Below are 18,918 nucleotides of genomic sequence, written 5' to 3'. Positions count from 1 at the left end.
AATGTTTAATAGAAAAACACGTTCATTTTTTATGATTCCATATGTAATGTGGATGTTACTTTTTGTAGTATTTCCAATATTACTTATCTTCTATCATTCATTTAGAGATATTGATGGTAATTTTACACTTGAAAATTATAAGATATTTTTTAGTAGCACATATGTATTAATGACATTATATAGTTTCTGGTATGCGTTTTTAATTACACTTATATGTTTAGTAATTAGTTATCCATTAGCATTTGCTATTAATAAAAGTAAACATAAAGAATTATTACTTCTATTAATTATCTTACCAACGTGGATTAATATCTTATTAAAAACTTATGCGTTCTTAGGATTATTTGGTGAATATGGAACAATTAATAGTTTCTTAGAGTATATTGGTATAGGTTCTCAAAGTTTACTATTTAATTCATTTAGTTTTATTTTTGTATCAAGTTACATATTCTTACCATTTATGTTATTACCTATTTATAACTCGGTTTCTGGTATGAATAAGAACTTAATAGAAGCGTCTTATGATCTAGGTGCAGATTTTAAAACTACATTCTTAAAAATAATATTACCATTAAGTATAAATGGTGTTAAAACAGGTATTCAGGTAACATTTATTCCAGCTCTGTCATTATTCATGATTACTCGACTTGTTGCTGGGAACAAAATTATCAACTTAGGAACAGCTATTGAAGAACATTTCTTAGTTACTCAAAACTGGGGAGTAGGTTCAACAATCGCAGTATTCTTAATAGTAGTAATGGGGATTATAATGGTTCTTACAAATACTAAAGACAAAACTAATTTTGGAGGTAGAAAATAATGAAATTAACTTCAAAAATATATTTAGGGGTTATCTTTGCAATATTATACATACCTCTAATTTACTTAGCATACTACTCATTTAACTCAGGTAAGACAATGATCGATTTCGAAGGATTTTCTTGGAAACATTATGTTGATTTATTTAAAAATACACGTATGATGGTTATTGTAATTAACACGATTGTTGTTGCATTACTTTGTGGATTATTTTCTGCTATTTTTGGAACATTGGGTGCATTAGGTATATATTCTTTAAAATCAAATAAGCAGAAAAATTCTTTCTTAGTAGGGAATAATATTCTTATTGTAAGTCCTGACGTTATCATTGGATGTTCATTCTTATTAATGTTTACGTTTATTTCTAAGTACACAGGGTTAGACACTATTCAAGGATTCTGGTCTGTATTATTATCACATATCGCATTTAGTATACCTATTGTTGTTTTAATGGTATTACCTAAACTATATGAAATGCCTAGAACTATGGTGGATGCAGCAATTGACCTTGGAGCAACTTATCCTCAAGTACTAAGTAAGATTGTAATTCCTTATATTACACCAGGGATTTGGGCAGGATTCTTTATGGGATTAACTTATTCATTAGATGACTTTGCAGTAACATTCTTTGTTACAGGTAATGGATTCCAAACACTTTCTGTTGAAATTTACTCAATGGCTCGACAAGGAATAAACTTACAGATTAATGCTTTATCTACAGTTTTAACTATCTTTGTTGTTGTAGCGGTATTAATTTATTATGTAATCAATACTAGTAAATTAAAAAGGGAGGTAAGATAATATGAAAAAATTACTTATTTCAGCAATTTCAATCTTAGTTATTTGTTTAGGTTTACTTTATAGTCGCAATTTCATAGATAGTTCAAATAGTGGTGATAAACAAACTTTAACAATTTTCAACTGGGGAGAATATATTGATCCAGATTTAATTAAAAAGTTTGAAGAAGAAACTGGGATTTCAGTAGTATATGAAACATTTGACTCTAATGAGGCAATGCTTACAAAAATTCAAGCAGGTTCTACGCCGTACGATATTGTAATACCATCTGATTATATGATTAAAAAGATGAAGAAGTTGAATCTACTTAAGAAATTAGATCACAGTAAAATTGAAGGTTTTGATAATATTGAAGAACAATTTAGAAATAAAAGTTTCGATCCAAATAATGAATACTCAATTCCTTATTTCTGGGGTACTTTAGGTATACTTTATGATAAAACTAAAGTTCCAGAAGATCTTAAATTTGAAAAATGGAATGACCTTTGGGATGCACGCTTAGAAAATAATATATTACTAATAGATGGTGCACGTGAAATGATGGGAATTGCTCTTCAATCAGAAGGGAATTCGGTAAATGATACTAATGAAGTAGATTTAAATTTAGCGGAAAGAAAATTAGAACTACTTCACCCAAATATTAAAGCAATTAACTCTGATGAGAAGAAAATGCTTATGATTAACAATGAAGCATGGGTATCGGTAGTTTTCTCGGGAGATGCTAAATCAATTATGGAAGAAAATGAAAATATGGTTTATGCATTACCTAAAGAAGGTACTAACCTATGGTTTGACAATATAGTAATACCAAAAACTTCTAAAAATGAAGATGCAGCATATAAATTTATTAATTTTATGTTAAAACCAGAAAATGCAGCGAAAAACTCTGAATTTATCGGCTATGCAACTCCTAATGCTAAAGCTAAAGAATTGTTATCAGAAGAAACAACAAGTGACGAACAATTCTATCCTGATTTAGAAAGCTTTGGAAATAGAGCTGAAGTATATGAAGACTTAGATCCAAAAATGATTCAATTCTACAACGATCTATTCTTAAAATTCAAAATTAACAATAGAAAATAAAATAAAACGAGATTATCGAATTAATAATGACTCTCTTTACTGACAGAAATTTCAGTGAGGAGAGTTTTTTTGTAAGTTTTGACCATCGTTGTTTTGTTAATGTATAATATAATTGAAAAAAAATAGCTAAGTGAAGTACAAAAAGGGGTGCATTACTATGAAAACAAGTACAGCAGTTTTGCTGATGTTACCTTGTGAAATCTTAATTATATCGTCTATCTTTCTACCTAGTGAGTATATAGAGTATGCTGGAGCTCTTATAATGTTTTATATTGCAGCCGTATTATTTATTATAGCAAAATACATTTTAAGAGGAGATAATGCTCATTTAATTAGTGGTATCAGCATAAGTTATGAAGAAGCGAAGTTGCCAGAAAATATTGAAAAGTATGCAAAGGACAGCAAAATAACTGGGAGAATATTACAGATAGTGAGTATAATTTGTTTTCTTGTGGGAATATATTTTGTTGTTTTGTAAAAATATAGAGTAGTGTACTTTATTAATAATGTGTCTGCTCTGCTATCTTTTACTATTAGTACTGTCGAAAATATGGTATAATTAATAGGTTAAAATAATTTAGGAGGTTTGTATGTTTCAAGCATTATATAGGAAATATCGACCACAAACGTTTAATGATATAGTTGGTCAAAATCATATAGTTTCTGTGTTGAGAAATGCGATTGACAAAGATCAAATAAGTCACGCCTATTTATTTTATGGATCAAGAGGAACTGGTAAAACCTCTATAGCGAAGATATTTGCTAATGAGGTTAATGGTAATGAAATATATCAGAAAGAAAATGTTGACATAATTGAAATAGATGCAGCTAGTAACAATGGTGTTGATGAAGTTCGTGATATAAAAGAAGCTATTAAATTTCTACCAACTGAAGGTAAATATAAAGTCTATATCATAGATGAAGTACATATGCTTACGACTGCTGCGTTTAATGCATTATTAAAAACGCTAGAGGAACCACCAGCACATGTAATCTTTATACTTGCTACTACTGAAATTCATAAAATACCTGCAACTATTTTATCAAGATGCCAGAGATTTGAATTTAAAAATTTATCTCAAGAACAATTAATTGATAGATTAAAATACATTGCAAAAGAAGAAAATTTAGTTATTGAAGAAGCTGCGATAGAGAAAATTGCTACACTAGCAAAAGGTGGGTTAAGAGATGCGATTAGTATTTTAGATCAAGTTTCTAATTATGCTGAAGAGATAACTTTGAATCATATATTAGAAGTGACTTCATCAATAAGCGAAGATGATATACTAGAATTTTATAGAGGTTTATTACAGGGAGATGTTACAAAATCACTATTAAAATATAATGAATTTGTAGCTCAAGCCAAAGATACTAAGTTACTACTTAATGATTTAATAAATGTAACTAGAGATATTGTAGTATATAAAAATTTAAAAGATACTAAGCATACTGGTTATAATGTTGAAAAAATTTCAACGGAAATAGATAGTGTAGATTTCGATTATTTCTATAAAATAATCGAGTACTTATCTCAAACAGAACAGCACATTAGATTTTCAACTGAATATATGAGTTATATGCAAATCTGTATAGTGAAAATATGTTCTAAAGAAGAAGGTACAGATCAAAATAACTCAGCTAACAATAGTATACAAAATTCTGTGGCTAGTACAAGAAATATTGAGTTAGAAAACAGAGTAAAACTATTAGAAGACAAGCTATTCCAATTAAGAACAGAACTAAAAAATATTACGGAACTATCTCAAACTAACAGTATCCGAAATAGTACAAATAGTAATACACTTCAAAATACAGGTGTAGATAATACACCAAAAGAAGAAATTAAAGAAGTAATAATAAAAGATAAAAGTAAGATTATCAAACTTATACAGGATTCAAATCCTAATCTTACAAACTATGCATCTAATGTATTTATAAAAATAATTAATGAGAGTTTGAATACAAATAATCCAGAAGTAAATACTATGAGAGAGTTATTTAAATCATGTAAACTTATAGCGTCTTCAAAAGAAGGTGGTTTATTAGTCTTTAATGAAATGGATAATATGGTTAAGATGGCTCCAAATTCTAAATATAAAAAATATTTAGAGAGTTTATTTAAGCGAGTTATTGGTGTTGAGTATGAAATATATACAATACAAGATCATCAATATGAAATACTAAAAGATGAACTAGATAATCCAGTACAAGAAGTACATGAAGAGAAAGATGAAGTTGAAGAAAAAAACTTAACAAAAATAGATGAATTATTTGGTGATATTATTATAGAAACTGAATAGGATGAAAATATCTATGTAATAAAATGAAATAATTTGAAATGAATTGCAAATTATTGACAAGTTGTGAAATTTTAAATAGAATTATAATATAATTAGACATTAGGAGGAAATATTATGCGCGGAATGGGAAATATGCAACAAATGATGAGAAAGATGCAAAAAATGCAAAAAGATATGCTAGAGGCCCAAGAAGGATTAAAAGATCAAACAGTTGAAGGAACTGTATCAGGTGGTATGGTTACTGCTATTGCTAATGGTGATGGTAAAATTTTAGATATTAAAATTAAAGAAGAAGTAGTTGATCCAGAAGATATCGAAATGCTTCAAGATTTAGTGTTAACAGCAGTAAATGATGCATTAGAAAAATCAACTAAACTAAAAGAAGAAACATTAGGTAAATTTACAAACGGATTAAGTATCCCAGGTCTATAAGATGCAATATCCAAAACCAATTTTAGATTTAATAGAAAGTTATTCTCTATTACCAGGAATAGGGAAGAAGACAGCTGTAAGATTGGCTTTTCACACTTTAAAAATGAATGATAATGATATTAAAAACTTTGCAGACAGTTTAGTAAATCTTAAGGAAAAATTAACTAATTGTGAAGTGTGTGGAAGACTTAGTGAAGAACATGTATGTGATATTTGTTCGGATCCTGGTAGAGATAAGTCGACTATTTGTGTAGTTGCCAATGATAATGACCTAGTTGCTATGGAGAATATGCAACAATATAGGGGAGTATATCATGTGCTTGATGGGTTAATTTCGCCGATGGATGGAATTGGTCCGTTAGATATTAATATAAAATCCCTTTTTGAAAGAGCACAAGATGAAACAGTAAAAGAGATAATTCTTGCTACAAATTCATCTCCTGAAGGTGAAGGAACAGCAAGTTTTATTTCGAGATATTTAAAAAATACAGATATAAGAGTTACTAGAATAGCTCAAGGTATTTCTTTCGGTAGTGATATCGAATACGTGGATGAGGTTACTTTATCGAGAGCTATATCTGGCAGAATAGAATTATAATTTAGGAGGACATTTTATGTCACAAAAATCAGTTAACGCGATAAAAGTTTTAGGTGTTGATGCGATTAATAAAGCAAAATCAGGACACCCTGGAGTAGTAATGGGTGCTGCACCGATGGCTTATTCTTTATTTACTAAACATTTAAGAGTAAACCCTAAGAAAACAGATTGGATAAACAGAGATAGATTCGTATTATCAGCAGGACACGGATCAATGTTATTATACTCATTATTACACTTATCAGGATTTGAAGATGTATCTTTAGAAGAAGTTAAAAACTTCCGTCAATGGGGATCTAAAACACCAGGTCACCCTGAGTTTGGACACACTAAAGGTATCGATGCTACAACAGGACCACTTGGTCAAGGTATCTCAACTGCAGTTGGTATGGCTTTAGCGGAAAGATACTTAGCAGCTAAATATAATAAAGAAGGATATGATCTATTTGATCACTATACTTATGTAATTTGTGGTGATGGGGATATCATGGAAGGTGTTGCTTCTGAAGCATCAAGTTTTGCTGCAGTTCAAAAATTAAATAAACTTGTAGTATTATACGATTCAAATGACATTTGTTTAGATGGTGAAACTAAAGATGCATTCTCAGAAAATGTGCGTGCTAGATATGAAGCATATGGATGGAATACAATTCTAGTTGAAGATGGTGCAAGTGTTGAAGCGGTTAACGCAGCAATTGAACAAGCTAAAAAATCTGACAAACCAACATTAATCGAGGTTAAAACTATTATCGGAGCTGGTTCTCCAAATAGACAAGGAACAAATGGGGTTCACGGAGCTCCGTTAGGTGAAGAGGAAACTGCATTATTTAGAAAAGAAATCGGTTGGGAGAATGAGCCATTCGATATTCCAGCGGATGTATATGCTGACTTCAAAGTTAATGTTGCAGACCGTGGAGAAGGTGAATACGCTAAATGGGAAAAATTATATGCCGATTATAAAGCAGCATACCCTGAGTTAGCAAAAGAATTAGAAGAAGTTCTATCTCGTGAAGATATTAAACGTCTATCTAAAGAGAGTTTCTCATTCAAAAATGTAGGAGAAGCACAAGCAACTCGTAACTCTTCTCAAGATGCTATTAACAGTGTTGCGGCAGTATTACCTACATTCTTCGGAGGTTCAGCTGACCTTTCTCACTCTAATATGACATTTATTAAAGGTGATAACTTACAAGATGATGCTCACAGAACAGAACGTAATGTTCAATTCGGTGTTCGTGAATTTGCAATGGCAACAGTATTAAATGGATTAATGCTACATGGTGGTGTACGTGTATTTGGTGGTACATTCTTCGTATTCTCAGACTATCTAAAAGGTGCGTTAAGATTATCAGCATTACAAAACTTACCTGTAACATATGTATTCACACATGATAGTATTGCAGTAGGTGAAGATGGTCCGACTCACGAACCAATCGAACACTTAGCATCATTAAGAACAATACCAAATACTTATGTATTCAGACCAGCTGATGCAACTGAAACACAAGCAGCTTGGTACTTATCACAAAAAACTAACGATAGACCAACTTCAATTGTTCTAACTCGTCAAAACTTACCAATCTTAGAAAATTCTTCATTCGAAAAAGTTGCTAAAGGTGCATACGTTGTTTATGAAACATCTGCAGACTTTGATACTATTTTAATCGCAACAGGATCAGAAGTAGCGCTAGCAATCGATGTAGCACGTGAATTAGAAAAAGATGGTTCTAAAGTGCGTGTAGTAAGTATGCCATCAGTAGAGTTATTTGAAGAACAATCTAAAGAATACAAAGAGGAATTACTACCATTAAATATCCGTCGTCGTGTATCATTAGAAATGGGTAACAGTGCTCTTTGGTACAAATATGTTGGTTTAGATGGATTAGCTATCGGAATTGATAAATTTGGAGCATCTGCACCTGCAAATAAAGTAATCGAAGAATACGGATTTACAGTTGAAGCAGTTGTAGAGAAAATTAAAAATGAGCTATAGAGAAGTTCGCCCAGGCGATATTATAAAGGTTAAAGTAACAGCCGTAAAACCATACGGAGCCTTTATAGAAACACGAGATAAAATGGTAGGATTAATTCATATTTCTGAAATTACTAATTGTTTTATTTTTGATATAAGTAGTTATATTAAACAAGATGAGATTTTAGAAGTGAAAGTATTATCAATAAAAGATAATAAAATTAATGCAACATTAAACTTTAAACAGAAAAAAGATACAGATAAAAAAGAGATTAATAGCTTAGATACATTGAATTTTGAATATGGTTTTGATACGTTAAAACAAAACATGAAGCTTTGGCAAAAGAAAGCTATGTTTGAAATGAGAAATTCTAAGTAAAATCTATTGACAAACGTAACTTATCTGTTTATAATAACATACATATACAATGAAGTTTAGGAATTAAAAGTTAAGCATATTATTTAACAGAGAGAATCTACTGGTGAAAAGGATTCATAATAGAACTTTTATGCTACCTATGTAGTACTTCATCGGCATTTAAGCCGTTATAAAAACTAATGAGGAGTACAAGATGTGCTCGAATTAGGGTGGTAACACGATTATAGTCGTCCCTTGTGTAATAAATTTTACACAGGGGGCTTTTTTATTTATTTGTTAGCTTGAAAGGAGAAAAATTAATGAAACAACTAACATCAACACAAATTAGAAGAATGTATTTAGATTTCTTCGTAGAAAAAGGGCACAAAATTGAACCAAGTGCTTCTTTAGTACCAGTAGACGATCCAACTTTACTATGGATTAACTCAGGAGTAGCTACTCTTAAAAAATATTTTGATGGTAGAGAAATACCTGAAAATCCAAGAATTACTAACTCACAAAAATCAATTAGAACAAATGATATTGAAAATGTAGGGAAAACTGCACGTCACCACACATTCTTCGAGATGTTAGGTAACTTCTCAATCGGTGACTACTTCAAAAACGAAGCAGTACCTTGGGCTTGGGAATTTTTAACTTCTGAGAAATGGTTAGGATTAGAAAAAGAAAAATTATCAGTAACAATTCACCCTGAAGATACGGAAGCATATGATTTATGGCACAATGTTATTGGATTACCTGAAGAAAGAATTATTCGTATTGAAGGTAACTTCTGGGATATCGGTGAAGGACCATCTGGACCAAATACAGAAATCTTCTATGACCGTGGAGAAGATGCTGATACATGGTCTCCAAAAGAAGAAATGTATCCAGGTGGGGAAAACGATAGATATCTTGAAGTATGGAATGTAGTATTCAGTCAATATAACCACAATGCTGATGGTACATATACAGAACTTCCAGCGAAAAACATAGATACAGGGATGGGGTTAGAAAGAATTGTTTCTGTATTACAAGATGTTCCAACTAACTTTGATACAGATTTATTTATCCCAATTATTAGAGAAATTGAAAAACTTTCAGGTGCTAAATACGGTGTAAATGCTGAACAAGATGTAGCATTTAAAGTTATCGCTGACCACATCAGAACTGTAGCATTCGCTATTGCTGATGGAGCTTTACCATCAAATGAAGGACGTGGATATATCTTAAGAAGATTATTACGTCGTGCTGTACGATTTGCAAAAGTTTTAGGTTTAAATAACTCATTCATGTATAAACTAACTGATGTAGTTGCTGAAATTATGGAAGACTATTATCCAAACGTTAAAGAAAGCGCAAACTTTGTTAAAGATGTAATTCTAAAAGAAGAAGATAGATTCCATGAAACACTAAATGAAGGTGAAGCTATCTTAAACAATATTGCTAAAGAAGTTAAAGACACTACTAAAGTAATCTCTGGTAAAGATGCATTTAAACTTTATGATACATTTGGTTTCCCAATTGAATTAACAGAAGAGTATGCTGAAGAATTAGGATTAACTGTAGATATCGATGGATTCAATGAAGAAATGGAAAAACAAAAAGAGCGTGCTCGTTCTTCACGTCAAGACGATTCTTCAATGCAAGTACAATCTGACCTATACAGCAGAATAGTAGGAGATAGCGAATTTACAGGTTACACTAACCTTACAGATGAAGGTAAAGTACTAGCAATAGTTGATAAAGAAGATAATCTATTAGAAAACTACAAAGGTGAAGAAATTGTAAAAGTTGTATTTGATAAAACTCCATTCTACGCGGAAAGTGGAGGTCAAGTTGCGGATAAAGGTTTAGTAACAGCTGAAGGATTCAAAGCTGAAGTTGTTGATGTTAAGAAACTTCCTGATAAACGTCACATTCACTTTGTTAAAGTAGTAGAGGGTGAATTAGTAGTTGGTAAAGAATACAAGCTAGAAGTTAATAGAGCTTATAGATTAAATGTTGAGAAAAACCATACTGCAACTCACTTATTAAATGAAGCTCTTCGTCATGAAGTTGGATCTCACATTAAACAAGCAGGATCTCTAGTAACTGATGAAAAATTACGATTTGATATTACTCACTTCGCTCCACTTACAAAAGAAGAAATTGAAAAAGTTGAGCAAGAAGTAAACAAACAAATTTGGAATGCGTTAGAAATCAAAACAGAAGAAATGCCAATAGCTGAAGCTAGAAAACTTGGTGCTCAAGCATTATTCGGTGAAAAATACGGAGATGTTGTACGTGTTGTTTCTATTGGTGATTACTCAATCGAACTATGTGGAGGAACTCATAATGCTAATAGTGCTGAAGTAGGTATCTTCAAGATTGTTTCTGAATCAGGTGTAGCTGCAGGGGTTCGTAGAATTGAAGCTCTAACTGGAAAAGCTGCATACGAATACCTAGGAGAGCAAGAAGAAACTTTACGTTCTGTTGAAAAATTAACAAAAGCTAATGCGTCAAATGTAGTAGAAAAAGTATCTGCATTACAATCTGATATTAAGAAACTATCTAAAGAAAAAGAAAGTTTACAACAAAAAATTGCTAATGCTGAATTAAACAACTTAGTAAATAATATTAAAGAAGTTAATGGTGTTAACGTACTTACAAGTGTTGTTGAATCTGAAAACATGAATCACTTAAAACAACTTGTTGACAACGCTAAGTCTAAATTAGAAAACTATGTTATTGCCTTTGCTTCTGTAAATGAAGATAAAGTAAACTTTGTTGTAGCTGTAGATAAAGCTATCACTGATAAATACAATGCTGGAAAACTAGTAAACGTGCTAGCTACAGTATGTGATGGACGTGGTGGTGGACGTCCAGATATGGCTCAAGCAGGAGCTAAGAATAAAGACAATATCGATAAAGCATTCGAAGAATTATTAGCTAATATTTAATTACTAATACATAAATCATAAGGAAGGGATTACCTAGATAAAATAGTATTTTCAACAATAACTATTTTGAGGTAATCTCTCCCTTTTTCTCTGAAAATATGGTATAATTAATAGGATTATTATGGACAAATAATAATTTAATATTAGATTGCTTTAATATTAAATATAATTTTGGAGGATAAGTAAATGGAAACAAAAAAATTAGGAAAAGTAGAAATCAACCCAAGTGCTTTAGAAGTTATCGCTAATATTGCAACAACTGAGGTAGAGGGTGTTTCTAAATTATTAGGAAAAAAAGTATACTCACGTGGAGTTGAATTAGAATTTGCAGGTACAGAATTAATTATTGATGTGTATTGTAACTTAAAAGCTGGATATTCAGTAACTAAAACAGCTAGAAAAATTCAAGAGAATGTTAGAAATTCTATTTTTAATATGACAGAAATTAGCACTAAAACGGTTAATGTTAATATTATAGGAATTGATTTTTAATTTAGGAGATATAAATGAAGAGCAGACACGAACTTAGAGAAGCAGTTTTTAAAATTTTATTCCAAGTTGAAAATACGGAATTAGATTTTATAGAACTTTTAGATTTAGAACAAGAAGAAATTTCAACTAGTATTTATGTTAATAAAACATTAACAGAAATATTAGAAAAGAAAGAAGAAATTGATGAAATTATTTCTAATAATTTAAAAGATTGGAAATTAGAACGTCTTTCAAAAATGGATAGACAAATCTTACGTATTTCTGCATATGAAATACTATACAGTGATATTCCTTATAAAGTTTCAATTAATGAAGCTGTTGAACTTTCAAAAAAATATAGTGAAAAGGATGAAAGTTATAAATTTATCAATGGAGTATTAAAAGGAATTGTAGAAAACTCAACAAAATAAGAGGTAAAGTTAGATGGAAGAAAAAACATATCTAACCGTCACAGCATTAAATAAATATATTGAACGTAAGTTTAAATTAGATCCATACTTAGGTGAAGTATATATAAAAGGTGAAATATCAAATTTTAAGCCCCATGGTAATAACATTTACTTTTCAATAAAGGATGAAAATTCAGTAATTCGAGCAAATTGGTTTGGAGCAAGATCTAAAGACTTTAAAGATGGTGATACTGTACTTATTAAGACTAAAGTTGACTTCTATTTAAAACGTGGAGAAGTAAACTTAGTTGTTCTTGATATGAAAAAAGATAGGATAGGAGAACTGTATCAGAAGTTTTTAGAATTGAAAGAAAAACTCGAGAAAGAAGGTCTATTTTCTCCTCAATATAAGAAGAGGATTCCAAGTTTTAGTCAAAACATTGCAGTGGTTACGGCTAAAACAGGAGCTGCGGTTCAAGATATTACAAGAACAATTCAAAGACGTTTTCCTATCGCAAAAATTAATATTTATTCAACTTTGGTACAAGGAGAAAACTCAGTCCAAGATATTGTTAAAAATATTAAACTAGCTGATGATGGAAACAATGATGTAATAATCTTAGGTCGTGGTGGTGGATCTATTGAGGATTTATGGAGTTTTAATACTGAAGAGGTTATCAGGGCAATTTTCAATTGTAAAACACCGATAGTTACAGGAATTGGGCATGAAACAGATACTACTCTTGCAGATTTTGTTTCTGATAGAAGAGCTTCGACTCCAACTGCGGCTGCAGAATTAGTGACACCGAATATAGAAGATATAAAGAATAGAATATCTTTTAATTATGATAAATTAACTAATACTATTAATTATATACTGCAGACATATAAAACTAGAGTTCTTAATAGTGAAAATAATCCATATTATAAAAATTATTCAAAAATTTTTTTAGATTATAACAACAAAGTTGAAATTTTAGAAAAAGAGTTAAATAAATCTTTACAATTATTATTAAAAGATAAACAGAATATACTAAAATCTTCAAGCGAAAAATTTTTGAATATTGATTTATTAGGAAGATTTAGAGAAAACTTTACAACTGAGATAAATAAACTAGAAGCTAATTCACCGCTGAATATTATGAAAAAAGGATATTCTGTAGCGTTCTTGAATGATAAAAAAATCACAAGCGTAAAAGAAGTTAGCACTGGTGATGATATATCTATACAACTTGTAGATGGTAGTTTCGATTGTAAAGTAAACAATATATCCGATAAAGGAGTTAAGTAATGAGTAAAGAAAATTTTGAAACAAGTTTAATGAATTTAGAAAAAATTGTTGCAGAATTAGAATCTGGAAAGTTATCGTTAGAAGATTCATTAGAACGATATAAACAAGGAATAGATTTAATAAAAAATTGTAATGAATTAATTGAAAATGCTGAAAAAGAAGTAGCGAAACTAACTAAGGATTTTAAAGACAATGAATAATTTTAAACTTTTCATAGAAACTAATAAAGATAAACTTAATACCTACGCAAAAGACTATATAGAAAAACTTGAAATGCCTGAAATATTAAAAGAATCAATCTCGTATTCTTTGGTGAATGATGGTAAGAAAATTAGACCATTATCATTTTTATATTTACTTAAGTACTATGGGATAGATTATAATAAACATTTTGATATTGCTTTGGCTATTGAACTAGTTCATACATATTCACTAGTTCATGATGATTTACCGGAAATGGATAATGATGATTATCGATGGGGTAAACTTACAAATCATAAAGTGTTTGGTCAGGATATTGCAGTTCTTACTGGAGATGCTATGTTAACATTAGCATTTGAAGTCCTAAGCGATGCTGATGTGACTCCTGATCTTAAGGTTAAACTAATTAAACAGTTCGCTAACTATTCTGGTTCAATGGGAATGATTGCTGGACAGGTTTATGATGTTAAACAAAAGAACTATGATGTTGATGCCGATTACCTTAGAAGAATGCATAGCTTAAAGACAGGTAGATTAATTGAATTACCTCTTGATTTTGCTTGCTTAGTAGCGAATAAATTAGATGAGTTAGAGGACGTTAAAGAATTTGGACAACAATTAGGAATAGCGTATCAGATAAAAGATGATATTCTTGATTACTATGGTGATTTTGAGAAAATCGGAAAATTGCCAAGTGATGAAGATATGATTACTTATCTTAGTTTCTATGGAATTGAAGAATGTGAGGAGTTATTAAAACAGCATACTCACAATGCTATAAATATTGCAAGTCGTTTAAATAATCATTTATTAGAAGACTTTGCTAATTATTTGTTAAAGCGAGATAAATAAAATAGATAATAAAAAGATATCTTAGAAAAAAACGTGTTTTTCTAGGATATCTTGATTTTTTTGGATTTAAACTAAAAACCACGAAAGTTTAGGGGTAAACTTCGTGGTTTTTTACAGTAATAATATTAGTTTAACTTTAGGGATAGGAATCTCATAAACTAATAAATTTAAAATGTTAACTGTAGATTACTGGCACAAACATGAGGATTACTTATTAATTGTAAAACTAAAAGTAGTTTGCTTCTACAGTTGACAAATTAATACTGTATTTTTTGATATAATCAAAAATTGAGTCCTAATTTAAACCCTAAACATAAAGTAAAAATACTTTACATAATTATTATACTAAAAAAAATAATAAATTTAAAGTATTTGTGTAAATTTTATCAATGAAAATGTTTTTATATTATTTTTCAAGTTAAAAACTTTAATTAATATGCTTTTAATGATAAAATTAACTAAATGATTATAAGAATTTTGTAAGTGGAGTTGTAACTTTATGAAAGTATTGATAGCAGTAAATGAGTTTAAAGGATCGTTAACATCATTAGAGATTGGAGAAATTATTTCTGATAAATTAAATAGTAATTATGATTATATCTCTTCAATAGTTCAACCAATTGCGGACGGTGGTGACGGATTTTTATCAATTTTTAAAGGATTTAATAAAGAAAAGTTTACAACAATTAATGCAGCGCACGAAGAATGTGATGTCAATTATCTTATTAATTTAGAGAAAAAAGAAGTAGTAATTGAAGTTTCAGAGGTAATTGGCCTAAAATATTTAACTGAAGAGCAAAAAAATCCGTATATTACGACAACTGTTGGATTAGGGAAGTTGATTTCCTTTTTATTAGACAAAGGTATTGAACATTTTATTATTGGTCTTGGTGGAAGTGCGACCAATGATTGTGGAATAGGGATGTTAAATGAGTTAGGTATTAAATTTAGTGATAAATATGGTGCTACTTGTAAACATGGTATAAATGATTTGAAGAAAATTTCAAATATTAATACTGAGCTCGTTAATGATAAATTAAAAAATTCTAGATTTACTATAATTAGCGATGTGAATAATCCACTTATAGGACCAAATGGTTCAACATATGTATTTTTAAAACAAAAAGGTTTAAATGAAATAGAGTTTCAAGAGGTTGATTCGTACATAGAAAGATTTGCCAATTTAGTTAATATGAAAACTAACTTGAATAATACTTTAAAAGATGGTAGTGGAGCTGCCGGTGGATTAGGTTTTGCATTTATGACATTTTGTAATGCTACTATTCAATCTGGTTCACAATTTATGATTAACTATCTAGGATTAGAAGAAATTATTCAAAAAATGGACATCATCGTAACTGGTGAAGGAAAAATAGATAGACAAAGTTATATGGGAAAGGCACCAATTGAGATTGCAAAAATCGCAAAACGATTTAATAAGAAAGTAATTTTTTTAGCAGGTAGTATTTTAGATGATGAATTAGAAGATTTAACAGATGAAGATAAAAAGCTAATAGATGTTTCATTCTCAATACAGAGACAATTCACTTCTTTAGATACTGCGATGAGTAAAAAAGTTTCTAAAGCAAATATTGAAAATACGATTTTACAGATATTTAATTTATTGGAGTTTTATAATGAATAATAAGAATAATATATTGATGGGAATATTTTGCATAATAATGTCAGGGATAGGTTTTTCGTTAATGGCTTTATTTATTAAACTTTCTGGTGATCTTCCCTCAATGCAAAAAGGATTTTTTAGAAATATTATAGCTGTTGCAATATCGTCAATACCGTTAATTAAACATTGGAAAAATATTAATTTTCCTGCAAATAGAGTGTCGTGGACAGTACTATTTTCTAGAACTATTTTTGGTACAATAGGATTAGTATTTAACTTTTATGCAATTTCACATATTAGTCTTGCAGACTCAACAATTATACAAAAACTTTCGCCTTTTGTGATAATAATACTATCCTATTTCTTTTTTAAAGAGCGTATGACAAAATTTCAGTTTGTTGCTATAGTAATTGCATTTATTGGTGTAGGATTTATCGTTAAGCCAACTGGAGCGGGTCTAATAAGTATGGGAGCTCTAGCAGCACTTTTAGGAGCATTTTGTTCAGGAATTGCTTATACTTGCGTTAGGTATTTAGGTACTCATAATGTTTCGGGTGAATTTATTATATTCTTCTTCTCTTCATTATCAACAATATTACTATTACCTTATCTTATTTTTGATTATAGAGTAATGACATTGTATCAACTATCGATGCTAATATTAGCTGGTGCTTCTGCTACAATTGGTCAATATGGAGTGACATTTGCTTATAAGTATGCAGCGGCAAAAAATATATCAGTATTTGATTATTCACAAGTATTGTTTTCAGGAATATTAGGATTTATATTTTTTAGTGAGTTACCAGACTTGCAAAGTTTAATCGGATATATTATAGTTATCTCAGTAGGAATAATTTTAGTGATAAAAAATAAATAGAGGGGTGTAATTATGAAGAGAAAAAGAATTGTAATAATGACAACAGTATTCATTATTCTATGTGCAGTTGTACTTTATGTTATTCAAAGTAATAAGATTACTTGGTTTAATAAATTTTTAAAAGATGAAAATAAGATTGCTTGGTTTAATAAATTTTTAAAAGAAGAAAATAAGAGTACTAATGTATTAAAAACAGAAAATGTAGCTAATGCTAGAGATGGTATAAAAGGGGTAACACAACCTTATCCATTTATTACTAATCCAAGTGGAGTTGAGAATAATCTACTTCAAAATGCTAACGGTAGTCTAGTAGGACAATTAATATACTTACAAAGAGAAAATCTTCCAGAAGCTGAACAAAAATTACTAGTTAATAATAAAGATGCTACACAATATGTACTTGGTTATCTAGCTGGTCAAAAAGCAACACCGTTTGAACAAGGAGAAACAGTTGAAATTAATAGGAAGTTTCCTTACTATATCCAATGGGATAAACGTTGGGCTTATGATAAATTAGGTGGCACAAATGTGGCTATAGGTGGTTGTGGTCCAACTTGTGTAGCTATGGCACTTAGTGGAATATTAGATGATAAATCAATTACACCAAAAAACATTGCAGAAAAAGAGGATGCTAGCGGATACTTTACAGATGCGGGTACAAAATGGAGTTTCTTCGATTATATTGCTAAAGAATATGGAGTGAAATCAACAGGAGTATCACTTAATGAAGAAGCAATGAAATCTGTTTTAGCTAAAGGGAATCCAATTATCGCCTCTGTGCATCCAGGTAAGTTTACAACTGTAGGACATATTATTTTGATAACTGGAGTAGATAACGAAGGAAAATTTATAATTAATGATCCAAATAGTTACACAAGAACGTTAAAAAAATGGTCTTATGACGAATTAAAAACTGAAATAGTAGCTATGTGGGAATTTTCAAAATAAATTATATAGATAAATCCTCGAATTTCAAATGAAATTTGAGGATTTATTTTTTTATAAACAGGAGTGTATAATAAGAGATTGTTCGAACCAATAATTTGATAAAACATGTGAAAACCTTTATAATAATACTTATGTAATTTGCGATAATTAATGTTTTATATGATTTAATCGCAACAAATATAAAAGATGGAGGAAATAAAATGTCAGTTCTTGATATAAAAAATCTAGAAGTATCAATTAATGAAAAACAAATATTAAAAGGACTTAATTTAGAAATTAAATCTGGTGAGATACATGCCGTAATGGGACCAAATGGTGCAGGTAAATCTACTTTAGCGTCAGCTATTATGGGTCACCCTAAGTATGAAGTAGATGGTGGAAGTATTTTATTAGATGGTGAAGAAGTATTAGAAATGGAAGTTGACGAAAGAGCTCGTGCTGGTCTATTCCTAGCAATGCAATATCCATCTGAAGTGCCAGGAGTACCAACTTCAGAATTTATTAAATCTGCAATTAATGCACAACGTGAAGATAGTATTCCTTTAATGCAATATATTAAAAAATTAGATAAGACTATGGAATTTTTAGAAATGGATCTAAAAATGTCACAACGTTATGTAAATGATGGTTTCTCTGGAGGAGAAAAGAAACGTAACGAAATATTACAAATGATGATGTTAGAACCTAAATTTGCTATTCTAGATGAAATCGACTCTGGATTAGATATCGATGCTTTAAAAATCGTATCAAAAGGTGTTAATAAAATGCGTGGAGAAAACTTCGGTTGCTTAATTATCACTCACTATCAAAGATTATTAGATTATATTGAACCAGATTTTGTACACGTACTTATGGACGGGAAAATCGTAAAATCAGGTGGACCTGAACTAGCACTTCGTTTAGAAAAAGAAGGTTATGACTGGTTAAAAGAAGAGGTTTAA

Annotated in this window: 19 protein-coding genes; all 19 read left to right on the top strand. The window is 30.0% G+C overall.

What is annotated here, in order from left to right:
• Position 1 precedes the first annotated feature (1 nt).
• Positions 2–820 (top strand): ABC transporter permease, encoded by an 819-nt coding sequence (locus O3801_RS00605; protein WP_294682784.1) that lies wholly within the window; start codon positions 2–4, stop codon positions 818–820.
• On the top strand, positions 820–1,620 hold the full coding sequence (locus O3801_RS00600) for an ABC transporter permease (protein ID WP_371453537.1): 801 nt from the start codon (positions 820–822) through the stop codon (positions 1,618–1,620). Before O3801_RS00605 ends, O3801_RS00600 begins: the two co-directional genes overlap by 1 nt.
• A 1-nt stretch (position 1,621) precedes the next feature.
• On the top strand, positions 1,622–2,701 hold the full coding sequence (locus tag O3801_RS00595) for an ABC transporter substrate-binding protein (protein WP_371453534.1): 1,080 nt from the start codon (positions 1,622–1,624) through the stop codon (positions 2,699–2,701).
• Between the two features lie 157 nt (positions 2,702–2,858).
• Positions 2,859–3,179 (top strand): hypothetical protein, encoded by a 321-nt coding sequence (locus O3801_RS00590; RefSeq protein ID WP_371453532.1) that lies wholly within the window; start codon positions 2,859–2,861, stop codon positions 3,177–3,179.
• 112 nt (positions 3,180–3,291) lie between these two features.
• A complete protein-coding gene (gene dnaX, locus O3801_RS00585) occupies positions 3,292–5,001 on the top strand; it encodes a DNA polymerase III subunit gamma/tau (protein WP_371453530.1) in 1,710 nt (569 codons plus the stop codon).
• Positions 5,002–5,115: 114 nt separating this feature from the next.
• A complete protein-coding gene (locus O3801_RS00580; RefSeq protein WP_003144870.1) occupies positions 5,116–5,433 on the top strand; it encodes a YbaB/EbfC family nucleoid-associated protein in 318 nt (105 codons plus the stop codon).
• Position 5,434: 1 nt separating this feature from the next.
• Positions 5,435–6,031 (top strand): recombination mediator RecR, encoded by a 597-nt coding sequence (recR, locus tag O3801_RS00575; protein ID WP_294682772.1) that lies wholly within the window; start codon positions 5,435–5,437, stop codon positions 6,029–6,031.
• A 16-nt stretch (positions 6,032–6,047) separates the two neighbouring features.
• Positions 6,048–8,024, top strand: a complete 1,977-nt coding sequence (gene tkt / locus O3801_RS00570) for a transketolase (RefSeq protein ID WP_371453528.1) — start codon at positions 6,048–6,050, stop codon at positions 8,022–8,024.
• Positions 8,014–8,382, top strand: coding sequence for a S1 RNA-binding domain-containing protein (locus tag O3801_RS00565; RefSeq protein WP_294682768.1), 369 nt, complete (start codon positions 8,014–8,016; stop codon positions 8,380–8,382). Before tkt ends, O3801_RS00565 begins: the two co-directional genes overlap by 11 nt.
• A 299-nt stretch (positions 8,383–8,681) precedes the next feature.
• Positions 8,682–11,303: an alanine--tRNA ligase gene (gene alaS, locus O3801_RS00560; RefSeq protein WP_371453526.1), complete on the top strand. Its 2,622-nt coding sequence runs from the start codon at positions 8,682–8,684 to the stop codon at positions 11,301–11,303.
• Positions 11,304–11,489: 186 nt separating this feature from the next.
• Positions 11,490–11,795: an Asp23/Gls24 family envelope stress response protein gene (locus tag O3801_RS00555; protein ID WP_003145278.1), complete on the top strand. Its 306-nt coding sequence runs from the start codon at positions 11,490–11,492 to the stop codon at positions 11,793–11,795.
• 14 nt (positions 11,796–11,809) lie between these two features.
• The gene (gene nusB, locus O3801_RS00550; protein WP_003145384.1) at positions 11,810–12,205 is read left to right on the top strand and encodes a transcription antitermination factor NusB; all 396 of its coding nucleotides are present in this window, start codon (positions 11,810–11,812) and stop codon (positions 12,203–12,205) included.
• A gap of 13 nt (positions 12,206–12,218) precedes the next feature.
• A complete protein-coding gene (gene xseA, locus O3801_RS00545) occupies positions 12,219–13,475 on the top strand; it encodes an exodeoxyribonuclease VII large subunit (protein WP_371453524.1) in 1,257 nt (418 codons plus the stop codon).
• Positions 13,475–13,675: an exodeoxyribonuclease VII small subunit gene (gene xseB / locus O3801_RS00540; RefSeq protein WP_294681605.1), complete on the top strand. Its 201-nt coding sequence runs from the start codon at positions 13,475–13,477 to the stop codon at positions 13,673–13,675. The genes xseA and xseB overlap by 1 nt, the downstream gene beginning before the upstream one ends.
• The gene (locus O3801_RS00535; RefSeq protein WP_371453522.1) at positions 13,668–14,528 is read left to right on the top strand and encodes a polyprenyl synthetase family protein; all 861 of its coding nucleotides are present in this window, start codon (positions 13,668–13,670) and stop codon (positions 14,526–14,528) included. Before xseB ends, O3801_RS00535 begins: the two co-directional genes overlap by 8 nt.
• A gap of 499 nt (positions 14,529–15,027) precedes the next feature.
• Complete coding sequence (locus tag O3801_RS00530) at positions 15,028–16,173, top strand: glycerate kinase (RefSeq protein WP_371453520.1); 1,146 nt, start codon at positions 15,028–15,030, stop codon at positions 16,171–16,173.
• Positions 16,166–17,029, top strand: coding sequence for a DMT family transporter (locus tag O3801_RS00525; protein WP_371453518.1), 864 nt, complete (start codon positions 16,166–16,168; stop codon positions 17,027–17,029). The genes O3801_RS00530 and O3801_RS00525 overlap by 8 nt, the downstream gene beginning before the upstream one ends.
• Positions 17,030–17,041: 12 nt before the next feature.
• The gene (locus O3801_RS00520; RefSeq protein ID WP_371453516.1) at positions 17,042–17,977 is read left to right on the top strand and encodes a C39 family peptidase; all 936 of its coding nucleotides are present in this window, start codon (positions 17,042–17,044) and stop codon (positions 17,975–17,977) included.
• A 200-nt stretch (positions 17,978–18,177) separates the two neighbouring features.
• A complete protein-coding gene (gene sufC / locus O3801_RS00515) occupies positions 18,178–18,918 on the top strand; it encodes a Fe-S cluster assembly ATPase SufC (protein WP_003145337.1) in 741 nt (246 codons plus the stop codon).

The sequence above is a fragment of the Gemella sp. 27098_8_149 genome (genome assembly GCF_041433745.1).
Classification (GTDB): Bacteria; Bacillota; Bacilli; order Staphylococcales; family Gemellaceae; genus Gemella.
This window is presented reverse-complemented; position numbering and strand designations above follow the sequence as displayed.

Excerpts from the sequence above, each read along its gene's own strand:
- alaS (WP_371453526.1), top strand. The coding sequence starts at position 8,682 with ATGAAACAACTAACATCAACACAAATTAGAAGAATGTATTTAGATTTC.
- tkt (WP_371453528.1), top strand. The coding sequence starts at position 6,048 with ATGTCACAAAAATCAGTTAACGCGATAAAAGTTTTAGGTGTTGATGCG.
- O3801_RS00530 (WP_371453520.1), top strand. The coding sequence starts at position 15,028 with ATGAAAGTATTGATAGCAGTAAATGAGTTTAAAGGATCGTTAACATCA.
- xseA (WP_371453524.1), top strand. The coding sequence starts at position 12,219 with ATGGAAGAAAAAACATATCTAACCGTCACAGCATTAAATAAATATATT.
- O3801_RS00600 (WP_371453537.1), top strand. The coding sequence starts at position 820 with ATGAAATTAACTTCAAAAATATATTTAGGGGTTATCTTTGCAATATTA.
- O3801_RS00590 (WP_371453532.1), top strand. The coding sequence starts at position 2,859 with ATGAAAACAAGTACAGCAGTTTTGCTGATGTTACCTTGTGAAATCTTA.
- O3801_RS00565 (WP_294682768.1), top strand. The coding sequence starts at position 8,014 with ATGAGCTATAGAGAAGTTCGCCCAGGCGATATTATAAAGGTTAAAGTA.
- O3801_RS00535 (WP_371453522.1), top strand. The coding sequence starts at position 13,668 with ATGAATAATTTTAAACTTTTCATAGAAACTAATAAAGATAAACTTAAT.
- O3801_RS00580 (WP_003144870.1), top strand. The coding sequence starts at position 5,116 with ATGCGCGGAATGGGAAATATGCAACAAATGATGAGAAAGATGCAAAAA.
- sufC (WP_003145337.1), top strand. The coding sequence starts at position 18,178 with ATGTCAGTTCTTGATATAAAAAATCTAGAAGTATCAATTAATGAAAAA.
- O3801_RS00555 (WP_003145278.1), top strand. The coding sequence starts at position 11,490 with ATGGAAACAAAAAAATTAGGAAAAGTAGAAATCAACCCAAGTGCTTTA.
- O3801_RS00520 (WP_371453516.1), top strand. The coding sequence starts at position 17,042 with ATGAAGAGAAAAAGAATTGTAATAATGACAACAGTATTCATTATTCTA.
- O3801_RS00595 (WP_371453534.1), top strand. The coding sequence starts at position 1,622 with ATGAAAAAATTACTTATTTCAGCAATTTCAATCTTAGTTATTTGTTTA.
- recR (WP_294682772.1), top strand. The coding sequence starts at position 5,435 with ATGCAATATCCAAAACCAATTTTAGATTTAATAGAAAGTTATTCTCTA.
- xseB (WP_294681605.1), top strand. The coding sequence starts at position 13,475 with ATGAGTAAAGAAAATTTTGAAACAAGTTTAATGAATTTAGAAAAAATT.
- O3801_RS00525 (WP_371453518.1), top strand. The coding sequence starts at position 16,166 with ATGAATAATAAGAATAATATATTGATGGGAATATTTTGCATAATAATG.
- O3801_RS00605 (WP_294682784.1), top strand. The coding sequence starts at position 2 with ATGTTTAATAGAAAAACACGTTCATTTTTTATGATTCCATATGTAATG.
- dnaX (WP_371453530.1), top strand. The coding sequence starts at position 3,292 with ATGTTTCAAGCATTATATAGGAAATATCGACCACAAACGTTTAATGAT.
- nusB (WP_003145384.1), top strand. The coding sequence starts at position 11,810 with ATGAAGAGCAGACACGAACTTAGAGAAGCAGTTTTTAAAATTTTATTC.